This window comes from Stieleria varia (assembly GCF_038443385.1).
Classification (GTDB): Bacteria; Planctomycetota; Planctomycetia; order Pirellulales; family Pirellulaceae; genus Stieleria; species Stieleria varia.
On the sequence record NZ_CP151726.1, the window covers coordinates 794,341 to 811,531 of the forward strand.

Here is a 17,191-nt window from a genome sequence, read left to right on the forward strand (position 1 = left end):
TGAGTTAGCGATTCGACCTTACTTGATGAATGACGGTGTCTGGTTAGATCTGGACGCGGTCAATGAACCAACACAAGTGTTTGTTTTCGTAGCACATCGCTTTCCCTCTTTCCGTGACGCACCTGTTGATTGACCCAAGTGGTTCGCATCGTTCTTTCTCTCAAGACCGATTCAGCCCGCGTTTTCTTGAACGCAAGGGCTGCTGTGTTGTACTATCATGTAGACTTGGAACGCGGAATACACCGCGACGTTCCACCAGCATTCTTGTTGCACTACGCCGTCTTGACGGATCGAACGGCCTTGAGGAATCGTATGTCACTACACATTGCACGGTTTCTGCTTCTTGCCGCTCTCGGTTTGGCTGCCCGGTTCGCTTTCGCTGCTGAGGGCCAACACGTTGCCCAACCGGCCTGGGGCGTCGCGCTGAGTCAGGCGGATTCCTTCTCGAAAATCGAAGTCGCCGAGCCGTTTGAGGTTGAGCTGGCTGCCGCCGAACCTCTGGTCATGGATCCGGTTGATTTTGACTGGGGACCGGACGGTCGTTTGTGGGTCGCGGAGATGGCGGACTATCCACATGGCCTGGACGGGCAGGGGCAACCAGGGGGACGCATTCGTGTGCTGACCGATCGCGATGGGGATGGGCGCTATGAACACGCCTCATTGTTTGCCGACAAGCTCAATACTCCGACGGGCGTGCTGGCGTGGCGCGACGGTGTTCTCGTCACGGCTTGTCCGGATGTTCTTTATCTGGCAGACACGACCGGCGATGGCATTGCCGATCATGTGGAGAAACTTTATTCCGGATTCGGCGTCGGCAACGAACAGCATCGCGTCAACGGGTTGCGTTGGGGACTGGACAATTGGGTTTATCTGGCCAACGGCGATAGCGGCGGAACGGTGATCTCCCATCGCACGGGCAAGGAAGTTGACATCCGTGGACGCGATCTACGCATCCGCCCTGACACCGGTGAGATCGAAACGCAATCTGGACAGACACAATTCGGTCGCAATCGCGACAACTGGGGCAATTGGTTTGGGTGCAACAATCCCAACCCGATCTTTCATTACGTATTGGATGAGAGCTATTTGGCTCGCAATCCGCATTTGGTGCCGCCCAAAGTTCGACGTGACATTCGTATCGGAGATGCAGTGGTCTATCCCATCGGCCCGATCATCAGCCACTGTGATCCCAAGTATCGACCGATCGGTGCCACACCGATATTCACGTCGGCTTGTGGAACCATCGTCTATCGCGACAACTTGTTCGGCGACCAATACACCGATGTCACTTTCACAAGTGAACCGGTTTACAACATCGTTCATGCTCGCAAGCTGATTCCGCGTGGTGTCACGTTTGAAAGCGTGAAATTGCAAGACGACGAACGCGAATTCCTTCGCTCCGCCGATCCTTGGTCACGACCGACGGGGTTGCATGTCGGACCCGACGGTGCGTTGTACGTTGCCGACATGGTTCGCGAAGTCATCGAGCATCCCGAGTGGATTGCGGACGAGTTGGAGCAGACACTTGACTTGCGAGCGGGCGCCGAACTTGGCCGGTTGTATCGAATCGCACCCAAAGACGCGCCCCGACGTCCTTTTCAACGCCTCGACCAATTGACCGCAACGGATTTGGTCGATGCTTTGGATTCTCCCAGCGGTTGGCAACGAGATATGGTGCAGCGGATGCTGCTGTGGAAAGCGGTTGAGTCAACCGAAGCAGACGCGGCAATCCTCTGCAGTCGTTTGCACGGTGTCTTGTCGAGCCACTCCAACCCGCTGGCCCGCCTGCATGCTTTGGCGACCCTCAGCGGGATCGGTCAGGTCTCCGACGAAGACCTCCGGCTGGGCATGAGAGATGCGCACGCGGGGATTCGACGTCACGCGATCCGAATCTTGGGCGAACAAGTCCGTCAGGGCGACGGAACGATCGAGAATCAGTGGCAGACCGATATCGAACGATTGATCGATGATGCTGACCCAATGATACGACTGCAACTCGCCTATTCGCTGGGCGAGTTTCGCAATGCGTGGGCGTTCGAAATGTTGGCATCGATTGCCACGCGAGTGAACGATGATCCGTACTTGAGCGCGGCCGTGCTGAGTAGTGTTCACAAGCAGAACGTGCAGGCCATCACATCGGCAATCTGTCGAGATGGACATTGCCAATCAAGCATGGCGGGCACCATGGCAGCGATGGCAATCAAACTGAATGCGCCCACGGCAGCCTCTCACTGGTTGCAGTCTATCGCATCGAACATCGCATCGAACGTCGATTCGATGCCAGACAGCCAACCGGACATCCCGACATGGCAGTCATTGGATCGATTTTTCCAGTCTCTCGGCGGCTCCGATCGAGAACTGGAGCGGCAGCTTGATACCAACGGAACCGCGAGCCTGAGACGATTGCATCGGTTGGCGTACGAAACGACTGGGTCACCGGACGCGCCACTTGCCAATCGACTTGCCGGGATCAAGCTGCTGGGGCGACTGAAATCCGAGCGGGTCGCCGATACCGAGTTGCTGACGGGTTTTCTGTCACCCCAAACGCCGGTCGAGCTACAGCAGGCGGCGGTGGCCACGCTTGCGGGAATGGAGTCTGCGGATGTTCCCTCCATTTTGACCGCGAGCTGGGACACTCACGGCCCAGCCTTGCGAGATCAAATCCTTGGCACGCTGCTGAGTCGAACGAGTTGGACGAGTGAACTGCTGAGCAAGATCGAGCAAGGCGTGATCTCACAGAACTCTCTCAGTGGTACTCAACGGAGCCAGCTTTCGCAGCACAGAGACACGTCGATCAGGGAACGAGCGGCGAAGGTCTTGCAGGCGGTCGACTCGGATCGCGAGCGTGTGTTGCAAGCTTATTCCCGATCGCTGAGGGTCATCGACGATGGGCGAGCCGACGCGGATCGCGGACGTGTGGTCTTTACGACCAAGTGTACGGCCTGCCATCGGCTCGGTGGGCAAGGCAACGCGATTGCGCCCGACCTGGCAGCGTTGACCAATCGTTCACCCGCGGCAATCTTGACCGCGATCATCGATCCCAGTCGTGCAGTCGAAGCCAAGTATCAGCAGTACCAGTTGCTGCTTCGTGACGGTCGAACGCTGGTCGGGATGCTGACAGAGGAAACCGCGAACAGTCTGACCCTGGCCAGCGCCGACGGAAAAACGCAATCTTTTCTACGCAATGAAATCGAACTGCTACGAGGCAGCCCCATCTCCATGATGCCTGTCGGACTGGAACAAGAGATCAGCGTGGAGCAGATGGCCGATCTGTTACGTTACATTCTGGATCAACCGCCGACGAAGTGACTGAAAGACTTTCATGAATCTACAAGGGAACGCAGCATGATTGGCAATACTAGGAGCGCATCATCAATAAGTGAGGTAGTGGATTTCGCCAGAAGTCCTGTGCGCAAGGAATTCTGGCGAATCCCACTATCGGGTGCGTTTGTAAAAGGAGCGTCGTTCCTTAGCTGGTTTGCGATCACCTCCATAGCATTCATCATCACGCAGAATGCAGTCGCCACGGCGGAGCATAAAATACCGGAGGGATTGTTCATCGAAGGCTACGCCGATCAGCTCAGCTACACCGCCGGCGACGAGATCGCGTTTCACCTTTCCGGCGTCGGTTCCGTGACGATGCAAATCGATCGCATTGGAGCCACCCGCGAGCGAGTCTTTGAGAAAGGATCGATTGCTGTTTCCGCTCAACCGATCCCTGATCGTGCATCGTCACATGGTTGCAACTGGCCAGAGACGTTTCGATTGCCGGTGCCAGCGGACTGGAAATCGGGTTACTACGAAGCGACCTTGACGACTCAAGACAACGGCGGCGCATATGTCGGCAAGAATCGTCGCACTGCGGTGGGCTCGCTGTTCTTTGTGGTTCGCGCCGCCCAGCCCGGCAGCACGTCACCGATTCTGATTCAGTTGGCCACGAACACGTACAACGCCTACACGAACTGGGGCGGGCACAGCCTGTACAGTTTCCATGATCGTGATGGCGTCCAAGGGCACCGGGTTTCGTTCGATCGCCCCATCGCATCACAGTTTGGAAAGTGGGAGTTGCCGTTCATTCAATGGGCTGAGAAATCCGGCTACGTATTGGAATACGCAGTCAACAGTGACCTGGAGTTCCGGCCAGAATTGTTGACCAAGTATCGATTGGTTCTGAGCGTGGGGCACGACGAATACTGGTCGTCGCCGATGCGAAATCATTTGGAGAAATACATCGCCGACGGAGGCAACGTGGCTTTCTTCAGCGGCAACACGTGCTGTTGGCAGGTGCGCAGTGAAGACGCGGGGCGGTCGTTGACGTGTTTCAAGCAGTGGTACAACATCGATCCAGAGTTTCGCACGACGGATCATCAAACGCTCAGCACCTTGTGGGGGCATCATTTGATCGGTCGCCCTGAAAACCAGTTGACCGGAGTGGGGTTTCTGTGGGGCGGCTATCACCGTAGCCACGGCCAATTCATGGAAGGATCGGGCGCCTACGAAGTCCACCGACCGGAACATTGGGTGTTTGCCAAAACCGACGTCCAACGCGGGGAAGGAATTGGCGGTCAAGACACGGTGGTTGGTTACGAGTGCGACGGATGTGAAATGCAGTGGCGTGACGGACTGCCCTTTCCAACGGGAAACGACGGCACGCCCGCTTCGTTTACCATTCTGGGAACGTGCCCGGCACGCTGGCATCCAGGGGATTGTTATTGGTACGAGGAGTTTCCCAAGGATCGAGTCGGCGCGGCCGTGATGGGGGTCTACACGCAGGGCGGAACCGTTTTCACCGCGGGCTCAACCGATTGGTCACACGGCTTGCGTGGCAACTCACCGGTGATCGAGCAAATCACTCGCAATCTACTGGACAGATTGTCCGCTAAGCGTGAGTGAGTGGGGCGTGCTAGCCTTCGCTCTTGCTCTGCAAGATCTTGGGCGTTGGGTGCACGACTTCCTTGGCAAGCCCCAGCTTCTCCAACAGCAAGATTGACCAATAGGTCAAATCCAATTCCCACCATTGATGCCCGTGCGCGGCGCATCGGGGATGAGCGTGATGGTTGTTGTGCCAACCTTCGCCATTGTTGGTCAAACCGATCACCCAATTGTTCTTGCTGTTGTCTTTTGTCTCGTAGTTTCGATATCCCCAGAGATGGGTGACGGAATTGACCGCCCAAGTGATGTGCCATACGTACACCGTTCGGACGATGACCCCCCAGACAAACACGCTGGCACCAAATTGGACGGCGAGAGGCCATTGGCCATGCATCAAATAACCGGCCCCGGTTCCCACCACAAAGAACGCGATCGCGTGGATCAAGTAAACCCAAAACCAATTGAGGTTTCGTTCCAATCGAAAGTAGAACGGATCACGCATCAGATCTCGCGCGTATCGATCGTACATCTTTGCCGTACCGATGAAGGTGTCCTTGTAGACCAACCAGCCCACATGCCCCCATAAAAAATCAACCAGTGGACTGTGCGGATCGGGCTGCTTGTCGGAATGCTGGTGGTGCATGCGATGGATCGCAACCCATCGAGCCGGTGCGTCTTGTAAACAGCATACGCCCAGCAGAGCCAAGCCGTGCTCAAGCCATTTGGGCACGACCATGCCGCGGTGGGTCAACAAGCGATGGTAGCCAAGATTGACTCCGAGTGAGCCAAAGACAAAATTGCCGATGAACACCAGGGCAACTCCCGTCCAGCTGAACAGCCATGGCGCAAACGCGAGCAGCGCTAGCAGATGAAACAGCAGAAACGCGATGGCGTAGGGCCACTGAATGCGGTGGCTGGCGGTTTCTGGGCGAGGGATTCCGTGAACCGCCGAACCCTCATTTGGGTGCTCTGGTGAGGTACCAACCGCCGTTTTTTCTTCGTTTTCAGCAGGCAATGTTTCGGTGCTCTCTGACATCATTCGCTCTCGTGTTTTCCCTGGTCCCGCGCCGATTTATATTCATGACTATAGACAGAATAATCTACTAATCCAGTGAAACCGGGAGCGGCTTTGTGCCACACGGCGTTTGCGTCAGGCGCTGCAAAAACGAAGTCCGATAGCCACCTTGCCTCGTTAGGCAAAGCCGGTCATTTGGGCGACAAAGACTCGGTATTCTTCAGTTTTTTCGCGGGCGGCAGACCGGGGACCAAGTTCGGGTCATAGGTCGCTCCGGCCGACACCTGCACCATGGTGATTCGGACCTTGGTGGGGAAATACTTTTCATGGTCGGCGCGTTTGTGCGCGTGGCCCTTTCCGCCACTGTCATCCTTGATGACCAAGTCCATCTGCTTGATCCCCTCGGACCAGACGATCGAGTCGTTCTCCCAAAACGAAGTCATCGACACATCTTGTTCATACACACCGGTATCTCGATAGATTTTGGTGCCTGTGCATCCGTAGCCATTCTTCTGCCCCTTGTTGGGGATGTAGCACAGTGACCACGTCGTCGGTGCACCGCCCGGTGGCTTTTCAATGACCTCCAATCGAATGTGAACCGTGCCGTTGCGATAGTCGACCGGTGATGTCCAATCCTTGGGACGTTGCTGGTTCAATAGGTCTCCCTTGACGTAAAAGTGCGAGGGGCTCGGTTTGGAGTGATCCGCGTCGTGCTTGCTGTAGTCGAACGTAACATCAAATAGCACAAACTGTTCTGCGTTTGCCGTTGAACAGAACGATCCGGCTCCCCCAATGCAGAACAGCACCGCGTTCAGGCCGGACAGCAGTAATCTTTGAGTGATCGTCATCGGTGAGCTGCTTTTTAAACGAGGGACCGGCTGAATAGATCAAGCATCCTCGCCCAAGCCTTTTCGGCTTGTTCGCGATTATGGACACGTGTGTCCGGCGGGCACCAACCGTGGCCCGCCGGATAGACTTCGATCTCAGCCTTCAAATGTGCTTGTTCAAACGCCTTCCTGAGCACGTTCTTTGACTCGGGATCACGTTGGTCATCGTTCTCGGCGATCGCGATCAGGAACTGAGCTTTCATTTGAGGGATCAGCAGATGCGGGCTGTCGGCAGCATCGGTGACCAATCCGCCTCCATGAAACGTGGCAGCGGCCCCGACGCGGTCGGCTGCGGCAGCGGCCGTTCGCATCACGATCGGGCCGCCCATGCAGTAGCCGATTGTTCCGATCTTCTTGTTCGTGTCCACTTGCGGCTGAGCGTCCAACCATTTGACAAACGCCTTGGCATCGGTCGTCTGAGTCGTCGCGTTGAGTGATCTCGCCAGGGGGATGACGCTTTGAATCGGCGTGTTTGCACCGTCGGGCGCCGTGGGCGCTTTCTTGGTTCGATAAAAAGGATTGACGACCAAAACACTGTAACCCGATTCGGCAAGGCGTTTGCCCATCTGCCGAAACGCCGGACGCAGCCCGAAAATGTCCGGCCATACCAGGACCGCAGCGTGAGACCCTGACGAGGGTGCGACGAAATACGCATCGCACTGCCCATCGGGTGTGGTGATGTTGACGTTATTCTCGCTGACCTCGGCCGCATCGGCGGCACGCGGCAGCAGCATCGCGGCTCCGAGCCCGGCAGCCGCCAGGGCGCCCATGTCTCGTCGAGAATACTTCTTGATGTCTTCCTCAAAATGATCTTGATCGCACATGGTTGACTCGATGATTTGGTTGCTTCGGTGACAGCGGGGAAACCGCCATTGAAAGGTTCAGGCGATAGGCCATCTCCATGATGGGATTCCACGAACGGTATTGTACCCACACGGGAATCGCATTGTTTGGCGTCGGCTCTGAGTCTCGCGCCTTGGGGGATGTGTGGAAAACAAGTGTCGCGAAACCCACGCAGCCGAGCCTCTCCGAGGCTCGGAGTAGCCGCGTCTCGGAGAGACGCGGCTACGTGAAAAGGTCAGAACCTAGGGTTTCGAACGGCAACCGCTCACCACCGAGCTACTTTGACATTCTCGCGCCCAGCGGAACGAGTTCATTGAAGCGATCCACCGGCTGCTTTGCCGTCCACGCGATTCCCCGCAGCAAGAGGGTGCGAAAAATCGGATCGTCGAATGTCCAGTTGTAGTGTCCTGGAATGCTGACGAAGACCCGTCCGGCTGAGCGTTCGTAGGACCACAACTGCGGCTGTGGAGCACCGTCCTCCATGCTGGTTGCAAACAAAGTCACGTCCGACGGTTCACCGGTCAGTCGCCAGTAGCTTTCGTCGTACAATTGCAGCGGTTCGATGTTGCGCATGATCGGGTGATCCGTATTGTGAACGGCCAGTGAAAGGGGGCCGTGTCGATACCCGATGCTGCCGCCCCGCGACGCCATTCCGATGCGATCGGAGAAGTCCGCCACGCGGTCGTCACCGTTGACCGCCCAGTGAATGTAAACCGCTCCGCCGCCGCGATCAAAGAACGAGTCCATCTTTTCTTGTCTCGTGTCATTCCACGTGCCTTTCTGAAAGAAGATCAGCACGTCGGCCTGACCGAGTTGTGTATCACTGGGAAAGTCCCACGCCAGCTCCACGCTGACTTCGGCAGCCGCGGCCAGAAGTTGTCCCCATTGAATTTGCCAAGCCGGATAATCGTGCTCGCCCGGTCCGTGATCCTTTTTGCCCGCTACCAACACGACACGCAAGGGAGTGAGCGTATCGGGCAACGGTTGCGAATCGGCCAGCACGTATGCGACTTCGGCTTGCGTGCGAACCGGCGGAGCGGGCAGCGGTGAATCCAGCGGCATGTGCGGTGCCGGGGTCAACAGGAAAGTCATCAGATCACGCATCTGCGTCTGCGTCAGCTTTTCATGCAGCCCCTTGGGCATCACCGAAACCTCAGCCGGCTTGATCGTATCAATCGCCTCCTTGTCGATGAACGTCAGCTTTCCCGTCGCATCGGCCAGAGACAACTTTCCGTCCTTGGTTTGCAGCACGCCAGTCAACACGCGACCGTCGTTCATCAACACCGTCTGCCCCAAGTAGTCCGGGTTGATCGCGAAACTGGGATTTTGAATGTCACGCAAAACAGATGCGTAGTCTCGGTGCACCAGGTTCGTCAGGTCCGGGCCGATATTTGGTCCCGCTGAGTGAATCGCGTGGCATTTCCAACAACTCGCCGCCTCACTATGAAAGACCCTGCGTCCGGCACCCCAGTTGCCACCATCGAGCTCCGCGACCTTAGTGTTCGATGGGGGAGTCGATTCCTGCTGTGACTTCGTCGACCATGGCAAGAAGAATCGCCGCAGCGGCAATGCACGCAGCCGGTCGTCTTCATTGGTCGAAACGGCAACGGTCAAGTCCGGCTCTGTGCCGCGTTTGACCAAAGTTTCCACGGTCAAAGGAAAACTCTCAGCGTCGGCAGCAGGGACAGCCAGCCGAACTTCATAGCGATCATCGTTCGTCCGAGTGGCAACCGCTGTCTTGCCGGCACTGATCAGCGTCAAGGGCTGAGACGATCTCACTACCAGGGTCACTTGTTCTTCGGGCCACTGGTAGTCGAGCGTCGAGCCCGGTTGTACCTTCGGCCGCAGAATGTCGGACAGATCCAGCTTTGTCTGCATCGATAACACGCCGCCCTGACCGATCATCGATCGCAACTCATCATGCGACACGCTCTGTCGTGTTAGCTCATTGCTGACTTGCCAGTCGAGATGGGGCATCCATCCACTCCACACCGCGTCATCCGCAGCGGACGAACGAAACGCTGTCTCGATGCCATGGAGCGTCAGGTCGATATCGAGTTGCCTGTGCTGTCCGTGCTGACCAAGCGCATCGGTCGGCACGCTCGCCCCGCCGCTATCGTAGGGAATCGAGATCGAGTAGTGCGAACTGACTGGCATCGCATCGGTCTGAATCAAAACGTTGCGTCGATCGGCGGACACCGAGATACCTCGAACCGCCAGCGACTTTCGCGGAGCGAGTAATTGACGCTGCACCACCGCGTACGGCGGAACCAGATTTTCGAACGAATCGCCCGCACGGACATGGTCTCCATACTGGATCACGATTTGGTCCGCGATGCCCTTCAGCATGTTTGCGTCCAGTGGACGATCAAACGCGATTTGAATTTCGCGTTGCGAACTTGGCCACGCCAGCAGCGGACGGGCCGCCTCGGGATCCGACATCTGGATGCGAAATAGTTTTCCGATCCCTGTCGGCCCCGTCCCCCAGTCCGGCGGACCACTGTGGCAGGCAACCACCAAATCACCATCGGGCGCGACGCAGGCATCGACTGTCAGCATTTGCAGACAAGCGATCAATTGTGTCGACGCGACATATCCGTTGGACGATTTGCAGAGCTGTGTCCGCCAGATTTTCCCACGCGACTCGCCACACACAATCGCACTGTCCGCCCACCAGTCGGGGCCAAAAACCGGGCCACCGTTGACGGACTGATTGAAAACCATCCCGCAAGTCGACTGGTGCTGTGGTGAATAATCGAACACCGATGGTTCGTCGATCACGTCGGGGTTGTGGCGGGGATGTCGCGGCGGAAATCCGTAGTGGCGATCAGGCACGATGTGCAGCAATTCATCCAACGGGTTGCCGTTGGCCAGCCAAGTCGCACCCTCCTGTTCACTACAAAACAAATCTCCCTCGCGATTGAATGCGAATGCGATGGGGAATCGGATTCCCGTGCATACCGTTTCGCGTGTTTTGAAATCAGGTGACACGCGTTGTACCGTGCCGCGGTCACTATTGATGTCGTATTGGGCCGTGCCCTGATCGTCGATCAAATAAGCGTTGGCGTAATTCGCCGTGCCGAGACCAAAATAGAGGTAACCTTCGTCGTCCATTGCCACGCCGGTCGCGTCGACATTTTGAGTGATTTCATCCCAGCCGCTCGCCACAACGATTTCGTCATCGGCAACGTCGTCCCCGTCTTTGTCGACGATCAACGACAGCATGCCTTTGCTGGGCGTGAACACCCCTTTTCCGTGAACGTACTCGTCTGGGGTCAGTAACATCCCGATGGGACCTCGCAAGCTGCCAGTGTTGCGCCAGAATGGTTTTGCACTGTCCTCCAGTCCGTCACCGTCAGTGTCACTCAACAGATGGATATCGCCGTTGTATCCGAGCGTGACGAGCTTTCCATCGGATCGAAAGCGTACGTTATTGACGTTGGTCAGTTCGACCGGAATCTCCCGAACGGTAAATCCTGGCAGCAGCATCTGAATCGCAGGCGGGTTCTCCGCCTTCACCAGCGGCGTCGCATCAACGGCCATATCCAGCGTCGCAGGCAAGTCGATCCTCAGTCGCGAATACTTGCTCGTCAGGTACGTCTCGACCTGTTGAATCTCTGCTACCGAAAGCGTCCGGTCGTATATCAACAGCTCTGCGATATCACCATCAAGTCCACAGCGGACTTGTTGTTCACCGGGACCGTTGGTGTAGTATCTGGCACCGAGCGTCAATTCATCAAACGACATCACCTCTCCCTGGCTGGCTCGCTGACCTGCAGCACTGCCGTCAACTCGCAACGAGATCAATCGTTTTTGCGGGTCTGCGATCACCGTGAAAACACGCGGCGCCCCGAACGCAAGACTTTGATTCAACAAATCGCGTGCTCCGCCGAACCCGCGTCCTTCGACATTGATGGTGTCGAGTTTCAGCGATGATGCAGCACCCAAGTCGAGATTGAATCCCGATTGATAGTCGCGTTGCTGCTTGGCATTGGCAGCGACCAGTCCGCTGTAGTCTCCCGGGTTCCGATGAGGAGCGGCAACAACGAACACAGACATCTCAGTGAGTCCGATGCGGTCAGTGCCGACGCTTCGCATGTGGTCACCATCGCCGTCGAAACGCACGACAAAGGACTCGCCTACTTTCAGCAACTCAGGCTGTGCAGCCGCATCGTTTTGCCGAAACCCGCTAATACCTGCTACCAGATTGTCCCACTGATGTACGGGGCCAAGTTTCTGTGAGTCGCTGATTCTGCTCGCGTCCAAGTGAACAACGAGTCCGTCCGCGAAAGGTGTGTCGGCACCTGCCCGTGGTTCGAAGGACAACGCAACAGCGGAGAGGACCAAACAAACAAAGGTAAGTTGAAAGGACGACATGATCGTGATGATCTCGGGAGGGCGATCGAAAATGAGGGTGGATGGCTTCTCGCACTCGGTGTGACGGGGCAGTCCGCAGAACGCCATGATAGATGCTTTGAGGTCTCCCCTGCAGCGGGCGAGCGGTTTCGTTGTCAAAGAAGATAAAAACCTAGTGCTCGCATCCGGCAAATCCAAGTGATAGGCTGTTAACTAATATCACCAAATCCTCATCACTCGGGACGTGTGGAAAATAAGTGTCGCGAAATTCATGTAGCAATCATCGCTCCGCGTGATTTTTGCAAAGAGACAGGACACTTGTTTTCCGCACGTCCCAAGGTGATCGCCTGCGTGCCAACGATTCGCCTTCATCGCCATTGACCCATTATCATGCCAGAACGTTTTCGCGTCGTGATCACAGACCTGATCGTCGAACCCCTCAATCACGAACGAGCTGTCCTTGACGAAGTAGCCGATGTGGTCGCTTTGGGTGCGATGCGTGAATCGGACTTGATCGGACAGGTCGAAAACGCCGATGCGTTGATGGTCTATCACTACTTTCGACTCACCCGTGCGACGATCGATCGGCTGCGGAACTGTCGAGTGATCGTTCGTCCCGGTGTCGGCTACGATGGGATTGATATCGCCGCGGCCAGAGAGCGTGGCATTCCGGTTTGCAACGTTCCCGATTACGGGACCGAGGAAGTCGCTGATTCGGCGGTGGCGATGGCGGTCACGCTTGCACGCGGCAGCCACTTTCTCAACAGCCGTCTGCGTCGAGGCATCGGCCAGTGGAATGTCGATCAAGCCGCACCGATATTCCGCCTTCGCGGTCGTCGCTTTGGGATCATCGGTTGTGGACGCATCGGTACCGCGGCGGCCATGCGAGCCAAAGCGTTCGGGATGCAAGTGTCCTTTTATGATCCCTACCTGCCCGATGGCGTCGATAAAGCGTTGGGGATTCATCGCTCGGAAAGCTTGGCCGAGTTGCTGTCGACATCGCACCTCGTCAGTTTGCATTGCCCATTGACGGCAGAGACACGTGGGATGATCTCGGCGAACGAAATACGGCAAATTCCCCGGGGAGGATTTTTGGTCAACACCGCTCGTGGTGGTGTGGTCGATTCCCAAGCCGTCGTCGACGCGTTGGCCGACGGGCACTTGGCCGGCGCGGCGATCGATGTCCTGGAGCATGAACCACCGCCAGAGGATTCCCCGATCTTGGCGGCTTGGCGCGACCCCAGCCATCCGGCCCACGATCGATTGCTGCTGAACCCCCACACGGCGTTCTATTGCGAAGAAGGCTGCGAGGAGTTTCGCACCAAAGGAGCCCGGGAGGTCCTGCGTGCCCTGCAAGGCCAGCCGCTGAGAAACGTCGTCAATGCATAGCGGTTGCGTCTAGCCCGGATTGGTAGGAAAGCAGTCTGCGCATATCAGCCGCCACGCGATAGCGTCCGGTTCTTCCTCCCGTACACGAGAACCGGACGTTATCGCGCCGCGGCTGATGCGCTATCCGGACTAGGCGAGCGGCAGATGAATCCGTACCCGCCGTAGGGGACAAGGTCACGAGTCCCTGCAGCGAAAAACCGCGTCGAGGACTCGTGACCTCGTCCACTACAGGGAAAATTTTCACCTGCCTCTCGCCTTATGAGCTCTTTCCCAGCCACCGCGTCGATTGGCGGTGTTCTTGCGGACGATTTGGTCCATAATTTGTCGGGTGAGTTTCCCAGGCTCCTCGGAACTTTCTTTCGCCATGTGACACCAATACGTAATGGTTACTTTCTTGATCCAGCAGATCCGCCGCAGATTACTCGACCGAATGGTGCTGCGACCGACGCGGCATCCGATCGAGTTTGCGCCCAAGACGCGTGTGGTGTTTGATGGACCGGTGGGGGATTTGGAATGTTTTTTTCAGCATTCGGTTTCACCGCAACCCGGCTCCCCTGCTGAGAATGACGAGCTGCGATCTCCGGATCTGATCGTTTTGAAATTCCCGGGCACACAAGGTCGCGCGGAGCGAGCGACATCGTTTCCCGCAGATGCATTGCCCGGCGTCCATAGCGAGATCTGGACCTGCAATCCGCCCGGGTACGGACAAAGCCACGGGCGCGCGAGCTTGCGAACCTTGGGTGCGTCCGCGGTCGCGTTCACCAACCATGTGCTGGATCGTCATGCCAGCTTGCACGGCGCCGAAAAGCCGCCCACGATTTGGTTGACCGGCAACAGCCTCGGTTGCGTCTTGGCGATGTATGTTGCTGCTCACAAGCCACAAGTCAACGGGATCATCCTGCGAAATCCGCCGCCGCTGATCGACGTGGTCAAACGAGCCGCTGCGAGATACCCGCTGGGCAAATGGACCGCGCCGATCGCTGAGAGCCTTTGTGACACGATGAACTTGATGGTCACTGCGCCTCAAGTGACTTGCCCGGCGGTCTTGATCCAATCGCTGGCCGACGAGCTTGTTCCCCCGATGATGCAAAACGAAGTCGTCTCGGCGTACTCAGGCGAAATCACGATCGTCCCCTTGGCTGGAGTATCGCACAGCGGGATGCCCAACGCATCACAGACCCAAGCGATCCACACTGCGATCACCGAGCTATGGCAAAAGACTCGAATCGTCGGAGTTCCCTCATCGTGACGGACCACACCACGTCCAATCGAAACTGGATCGTACGCGCAGCCGAAGTCAGCGACGCGGCGGAGATCGCCAGGATCTACAACCACTACGTCGCATCGGGCGGGGCCACCTTTGCAACCAAGCCGACGACACTCGATGAGATGGAATCGTTTCTCAAGCTTTCGCCCGAACCCGGTTGGCCGCGTGATGGTTGGTTCGTGGCTGAATCGCAAGGTGATCGACGATTGCTCGGTTGGGCTTCCGCTCGAACGTTCAGCGATCGATTTGGGTTTCGACACAGTTGCGAAACCGCGATCTACTTGGACTCGACCTCCGTCGGCTCGGGGGCGGCCGACGGACTGCAGCAACGCATCGAGCAGCACTGCGTCGAGCAACGCATTCACCATGCCGTGGCCAAGATCATTGCGGACAACCAACGCAGCATGCGGTTTCATTACCGTTACGGTTACGAGCTGGTGGGGATCCAGAAGGAAATCGGTCGCTTGAACGATCAATGGATCGATCTGGCCATCCTGCAAAAACTGTTTCCATTGGCCCCGTGAGAACCGTCCTCAATGAGAACGCAATTCGCGAGGCGGCGGGACTGAGCTCGGATCAGTCGGCGGAGATGCGGACGAGTGACTTGCCTAGGTTGCTGCCCTCAAACAACCCGATGAATGCATCGGGGGCGTTCTTGAGACCCTCGGTGACGGTTTCTTCCCACAACAGCTTGCCGTCTTGGATCAACGGAGCCATCTCGCTGGCGAACTCGTCCTTTTCGTCCATGTGGTCACGGACGATGAATCCTTGCATGCGGATGCGTTTAGCGATGACTTTGAACAAGTTTCGCGGGGCCGGTTGCGGCTCTGTTGCGTTGTACGTCGAGATCATTCCGCACTCGACGCAGACGCCGAAGTCATTCATCGCGTCGATCGCCGCCTCCAAGTGATCGCCGCCGACATTGTCGAAGTAGACGTCGATGCCATCAGGAGCGAGCGACGCAAGCTCAGACGATAAGTCGTCGACCTCCTTGTAGTTGATGCACTCGTCGATCCCGGCCTTGTCTTTGAGCCACTCCATTTTTTCTGGCTTGCCCGCACTACCGATGACGCGGCAGTCCTTTGCCTTGGCCAGTTGACAAACCACCGATCCAACGGCACCGGAAGCCGCCGATACGAACACGGTGCTGTTTGGTTTCAGCTTGGCGATCTTGTTCAAGCCCACCCAAGCGGTCATCCCCGTCATGCCAAGCACACCCAAGTACGCTTGCAACGGAGCAAGTTCCGGATCGACCACCTGCACGCCTTCACCGTCGGACTTCCAGTATTCACGCCAACCGAGTTGACCGAGCACGAGTTTACCTTCGCTAAATCCAGGGTGCCGCGACTGAACGATCTCCCCCACGCATCCGCCTTCGAGCGGCTCGTCGATCTTAAACGCTTGTACGTAACTGTCGCCGGCCTTCATCCGGCCACGCATGTACGGATCGACCGACATCCAGAGGTTCTTCACCAAAAACTGTCCATCCTCGATCGGTGACAATTCGACGGTGCGAGATCGAAAATTGGATGGCTCTGGTCTGCCGTCGGGTCGCGAGGCGAGCTCGATTTGCTGTGATTTCGTTGCGTTGGTGGTTGTACTCATGGCTGCTTCTTTGCTGGATTGGGAGATTGATTGGAGCAATGATGGTGCAACTTCTGTTCCGGTCTCCGTCTCTCAATGGCACGCAATTTGTGATCCTGTCGGTTCACAAGAATAAATGCACCCCTCCAACCAATCGGAACTGGTCCAGCCTCGGAACTGGTCCAGCCTTGTAGGGCGATCAAGAATGTCGGAGTTGAAGTCGTGCTGGTGTTTGCATCGTTTCCAATCAAGGTCAATTCAAAATCGCAGCACTAAGACAATAACCACAAATCGATAAAAAGCTGCGTCAGCACTACAGGGATGGGCTGGCTGAGCAACGTTGTAAAGTGGTTGTCACTACGCCGGCGATCCCGACTGCACCACATAGCCGGCGTTCTTCCAAGCTTGCATGCTGCCAGGAACGTTGTGAACCCCACGCCGAGAACCATCCCTGGCAACCCGGCATACGCGTCTTCGCAACCTTCACCGCAAGCCGTTTCTTACAGTCAATTTGATATTGACCTATTTCACCTTCGGATTGTTTACGAAGCGTTGGAAGCGGTGTGCATCATCATCATCGCCCCGGCACGCTTACCGCTCTTGCAGTGGGCGAACACCGGTTTGGGAAGCGATTCATATTGCTCTCGAAACTGATCGACTTTCGATTCGTCCATCGCATCCATCGCAACAGGCACATGCAGATAGTTCAGTCCCATGCCCTCAATCTTCTCGCCCTCGACCGTGGGCGACAGCGGTTGCTCGTCTTCCCCATCGGTTCGGAAATTGATAACCGATTGGAACCCTTCACTGGGTAGCGATATCAACTCGTCCTCACTGGGTTGCGGGCCAACAGTCAGTTGATCATTGAATTTCATACGGTTGGGCATGTTGTCTCCTCGGCTGATAAGTTGTTCTGAAGCTAAGTTTCTGGTGGCAGGACTGACCGGCGATTGGACGCTCGTCAGCCGCTTCGCCACC

Annotated in this window: 11 protein-coding genes; 5 read left to right on the forward strand and 6 right to left on the reverse strand. The window is 56.8% G+C overall.

Going from position 1 to position 17,191, the window contains the following annotated elements; genetic code table 11:
• The first annotated feature begins 312 nt into the window (after positions 1-312).
• A complete protein-coding gene (locus Pla52nx_RS02830; protein ID WP_146518182.1) occupies positions 313-3,309 on the forward strand; it encodes a PVC-type heme-binding CxxCH protein in 2,997 nt (998 codons plus the stop codon).
• Between the two features lie 99 nt (positions 3,310-3,408).
• Complete coding sequence (locus Pla52nx_RS02835) at positions 3,409-4,893, forward strand: N,N-dimethylformamidase beta subunit family domain-containing protein (RefSeq protein ID WP_231741670.1); 1,485 nt, start codon at positions 3,409-3,411, stop codon at positions 4,891-4,893.
• Positions 4,894-4,903: 10 nt separating this feature from the next.
• On the opposite strand, the gene Pla52nx_RS02840 is transcribed toward Pla52nx_RS02835, so the two are convergent.
• From Pla52nx_RS02840 to Pla52nx_RS02855, 4 genes are all read right to left on the reverse strand, one after another.
• Positions 4,904-5,908 carry an acyl-CoA desaturase gene (locus Pla52nx_RS02840; RefSeq protein ID WP_146518183.1) on the reverse strand — a complete coding sequence of 335 codons (1,005 nt, stop codon included), beginning with the start codon at positions 5,906-5,908 and terminating at the stop codon, positions 4,904-4,906.
• A 170-nt stretch (positions 5,909-6,078) separates the two neighbouring features.
• Positions 6,079-6,735 (reverse strand): hypothetical protein, encoded by a 657-nt coding sequence (locus Pla52nx_RS02845; RefSeq protein ID WP_146518184.1) that lies wholly within the window; start codon positions 6,733-6,735, stop codon positions 6,079-6,081.
• Positions 6,736-6,749: 14 nt separating this feature from the next.
• On the reverse strand, positions 6,750-7,598 hold the full coding sequence (locus Pla52nx_RS02850) for a dienelactone hydrolase family protein (protein WP_146518185.1): 849 nt from the start codon (positions 7,596-7,598) through the stop codon (positions 6,750-6,752).
• A gap of 295 nt (positions 7,599-7,893) precedes the next feature.
• A complete protein-coding gene (locus tag Pla52nx_RS02855) occupies positions 7,894-11,994 on the reverse strand; it encodes a ThuA domain-containing protein (RefSeq protein WP_197454236.1) in 4,101 nt (1,366 codons plus the stop codon).
• Between the two features lie 369 nt (positions 11,995-12,363).
• On the opposite strand from Pla52nx_RS02855, the gene Pla52nx_RS02860 reads away from it, so the two are divergent.
• The 3 genes from Pla52nx_RS02860 to Pla52nx_RS02870 all read left to right on the forward strand — a co-directional run bounded on the left by Pla52nx_RS02860 (position 12,364) and on the right by Pla52nx_RS02870 (position 15,153).
• Positions 12,364-13,362: a C-terminal binding protein gene (locus Pla52nx_RS02860; protein WP_146518187.1), complete on the forward strand. Its 999-nt coding sequence runs from the start codon at positions 12,364-12,366 to the stop codon at positions 13,360-13,362.
• Positions 13,363-13,744: 382 nt separating this feature from the next.
• The gene (locus tag Pla52nx_RS02865) at positions 13,745-14,611 is read left to right on the forward strand and encodes an alpha/beta fold hydrolase (RefSeq protein WP_146518188.1); all 867 of its coding nucleotides are present in this window, start codon (positions 13,745-13,747) and stop codon (positions 14,609-14,611) included.
• Positions 14,608-15,153, forward strand: a complete 546-nt coding sequence (locus Pla52nx_RS02870; protein WP_197454237.1) for a GNAT family N-acetyltransferase — start codon at positions 14,608-14,610, stop codon at positions 15,151-15,153. The genes Pla52nx_RS02865 and Pla52nx_RS02870 overlap by 4 nt, the downstream gene beginning before the upstream one ends.
• Positions 15,154-15,205: 52 nt before the next feature.
• Here the strand turns inward: Pla52nx_RS02870 and Pla52nx_RS02875 are convergent, their stop codons facing one another.
• Complete coding sequence (locus Pla52nx_RS02875; protein WP_146518190.1) at positions 15,206-16,234, reverse strand: NADP-dependent oxidoreductase; 1,029 nt, start codon at positions 16,232-16,234, stop codon at positions 15,206-15,208.
• A gap of 521 nt (positions 16,235-16,755) precedes the next feature.
• A complete protein-coding gene (locus Pla52nx_RS02880) occupies positions 16,756-17,100 on the reverse strand; it encodes a beta-lactamase hydrolase domain-containing protein (protein ID WP_146518191.1) in 345 nt (114 codons plus the stop codon).
• Positions 17,101-17,191: the final 91 nt, after the last annotated feature.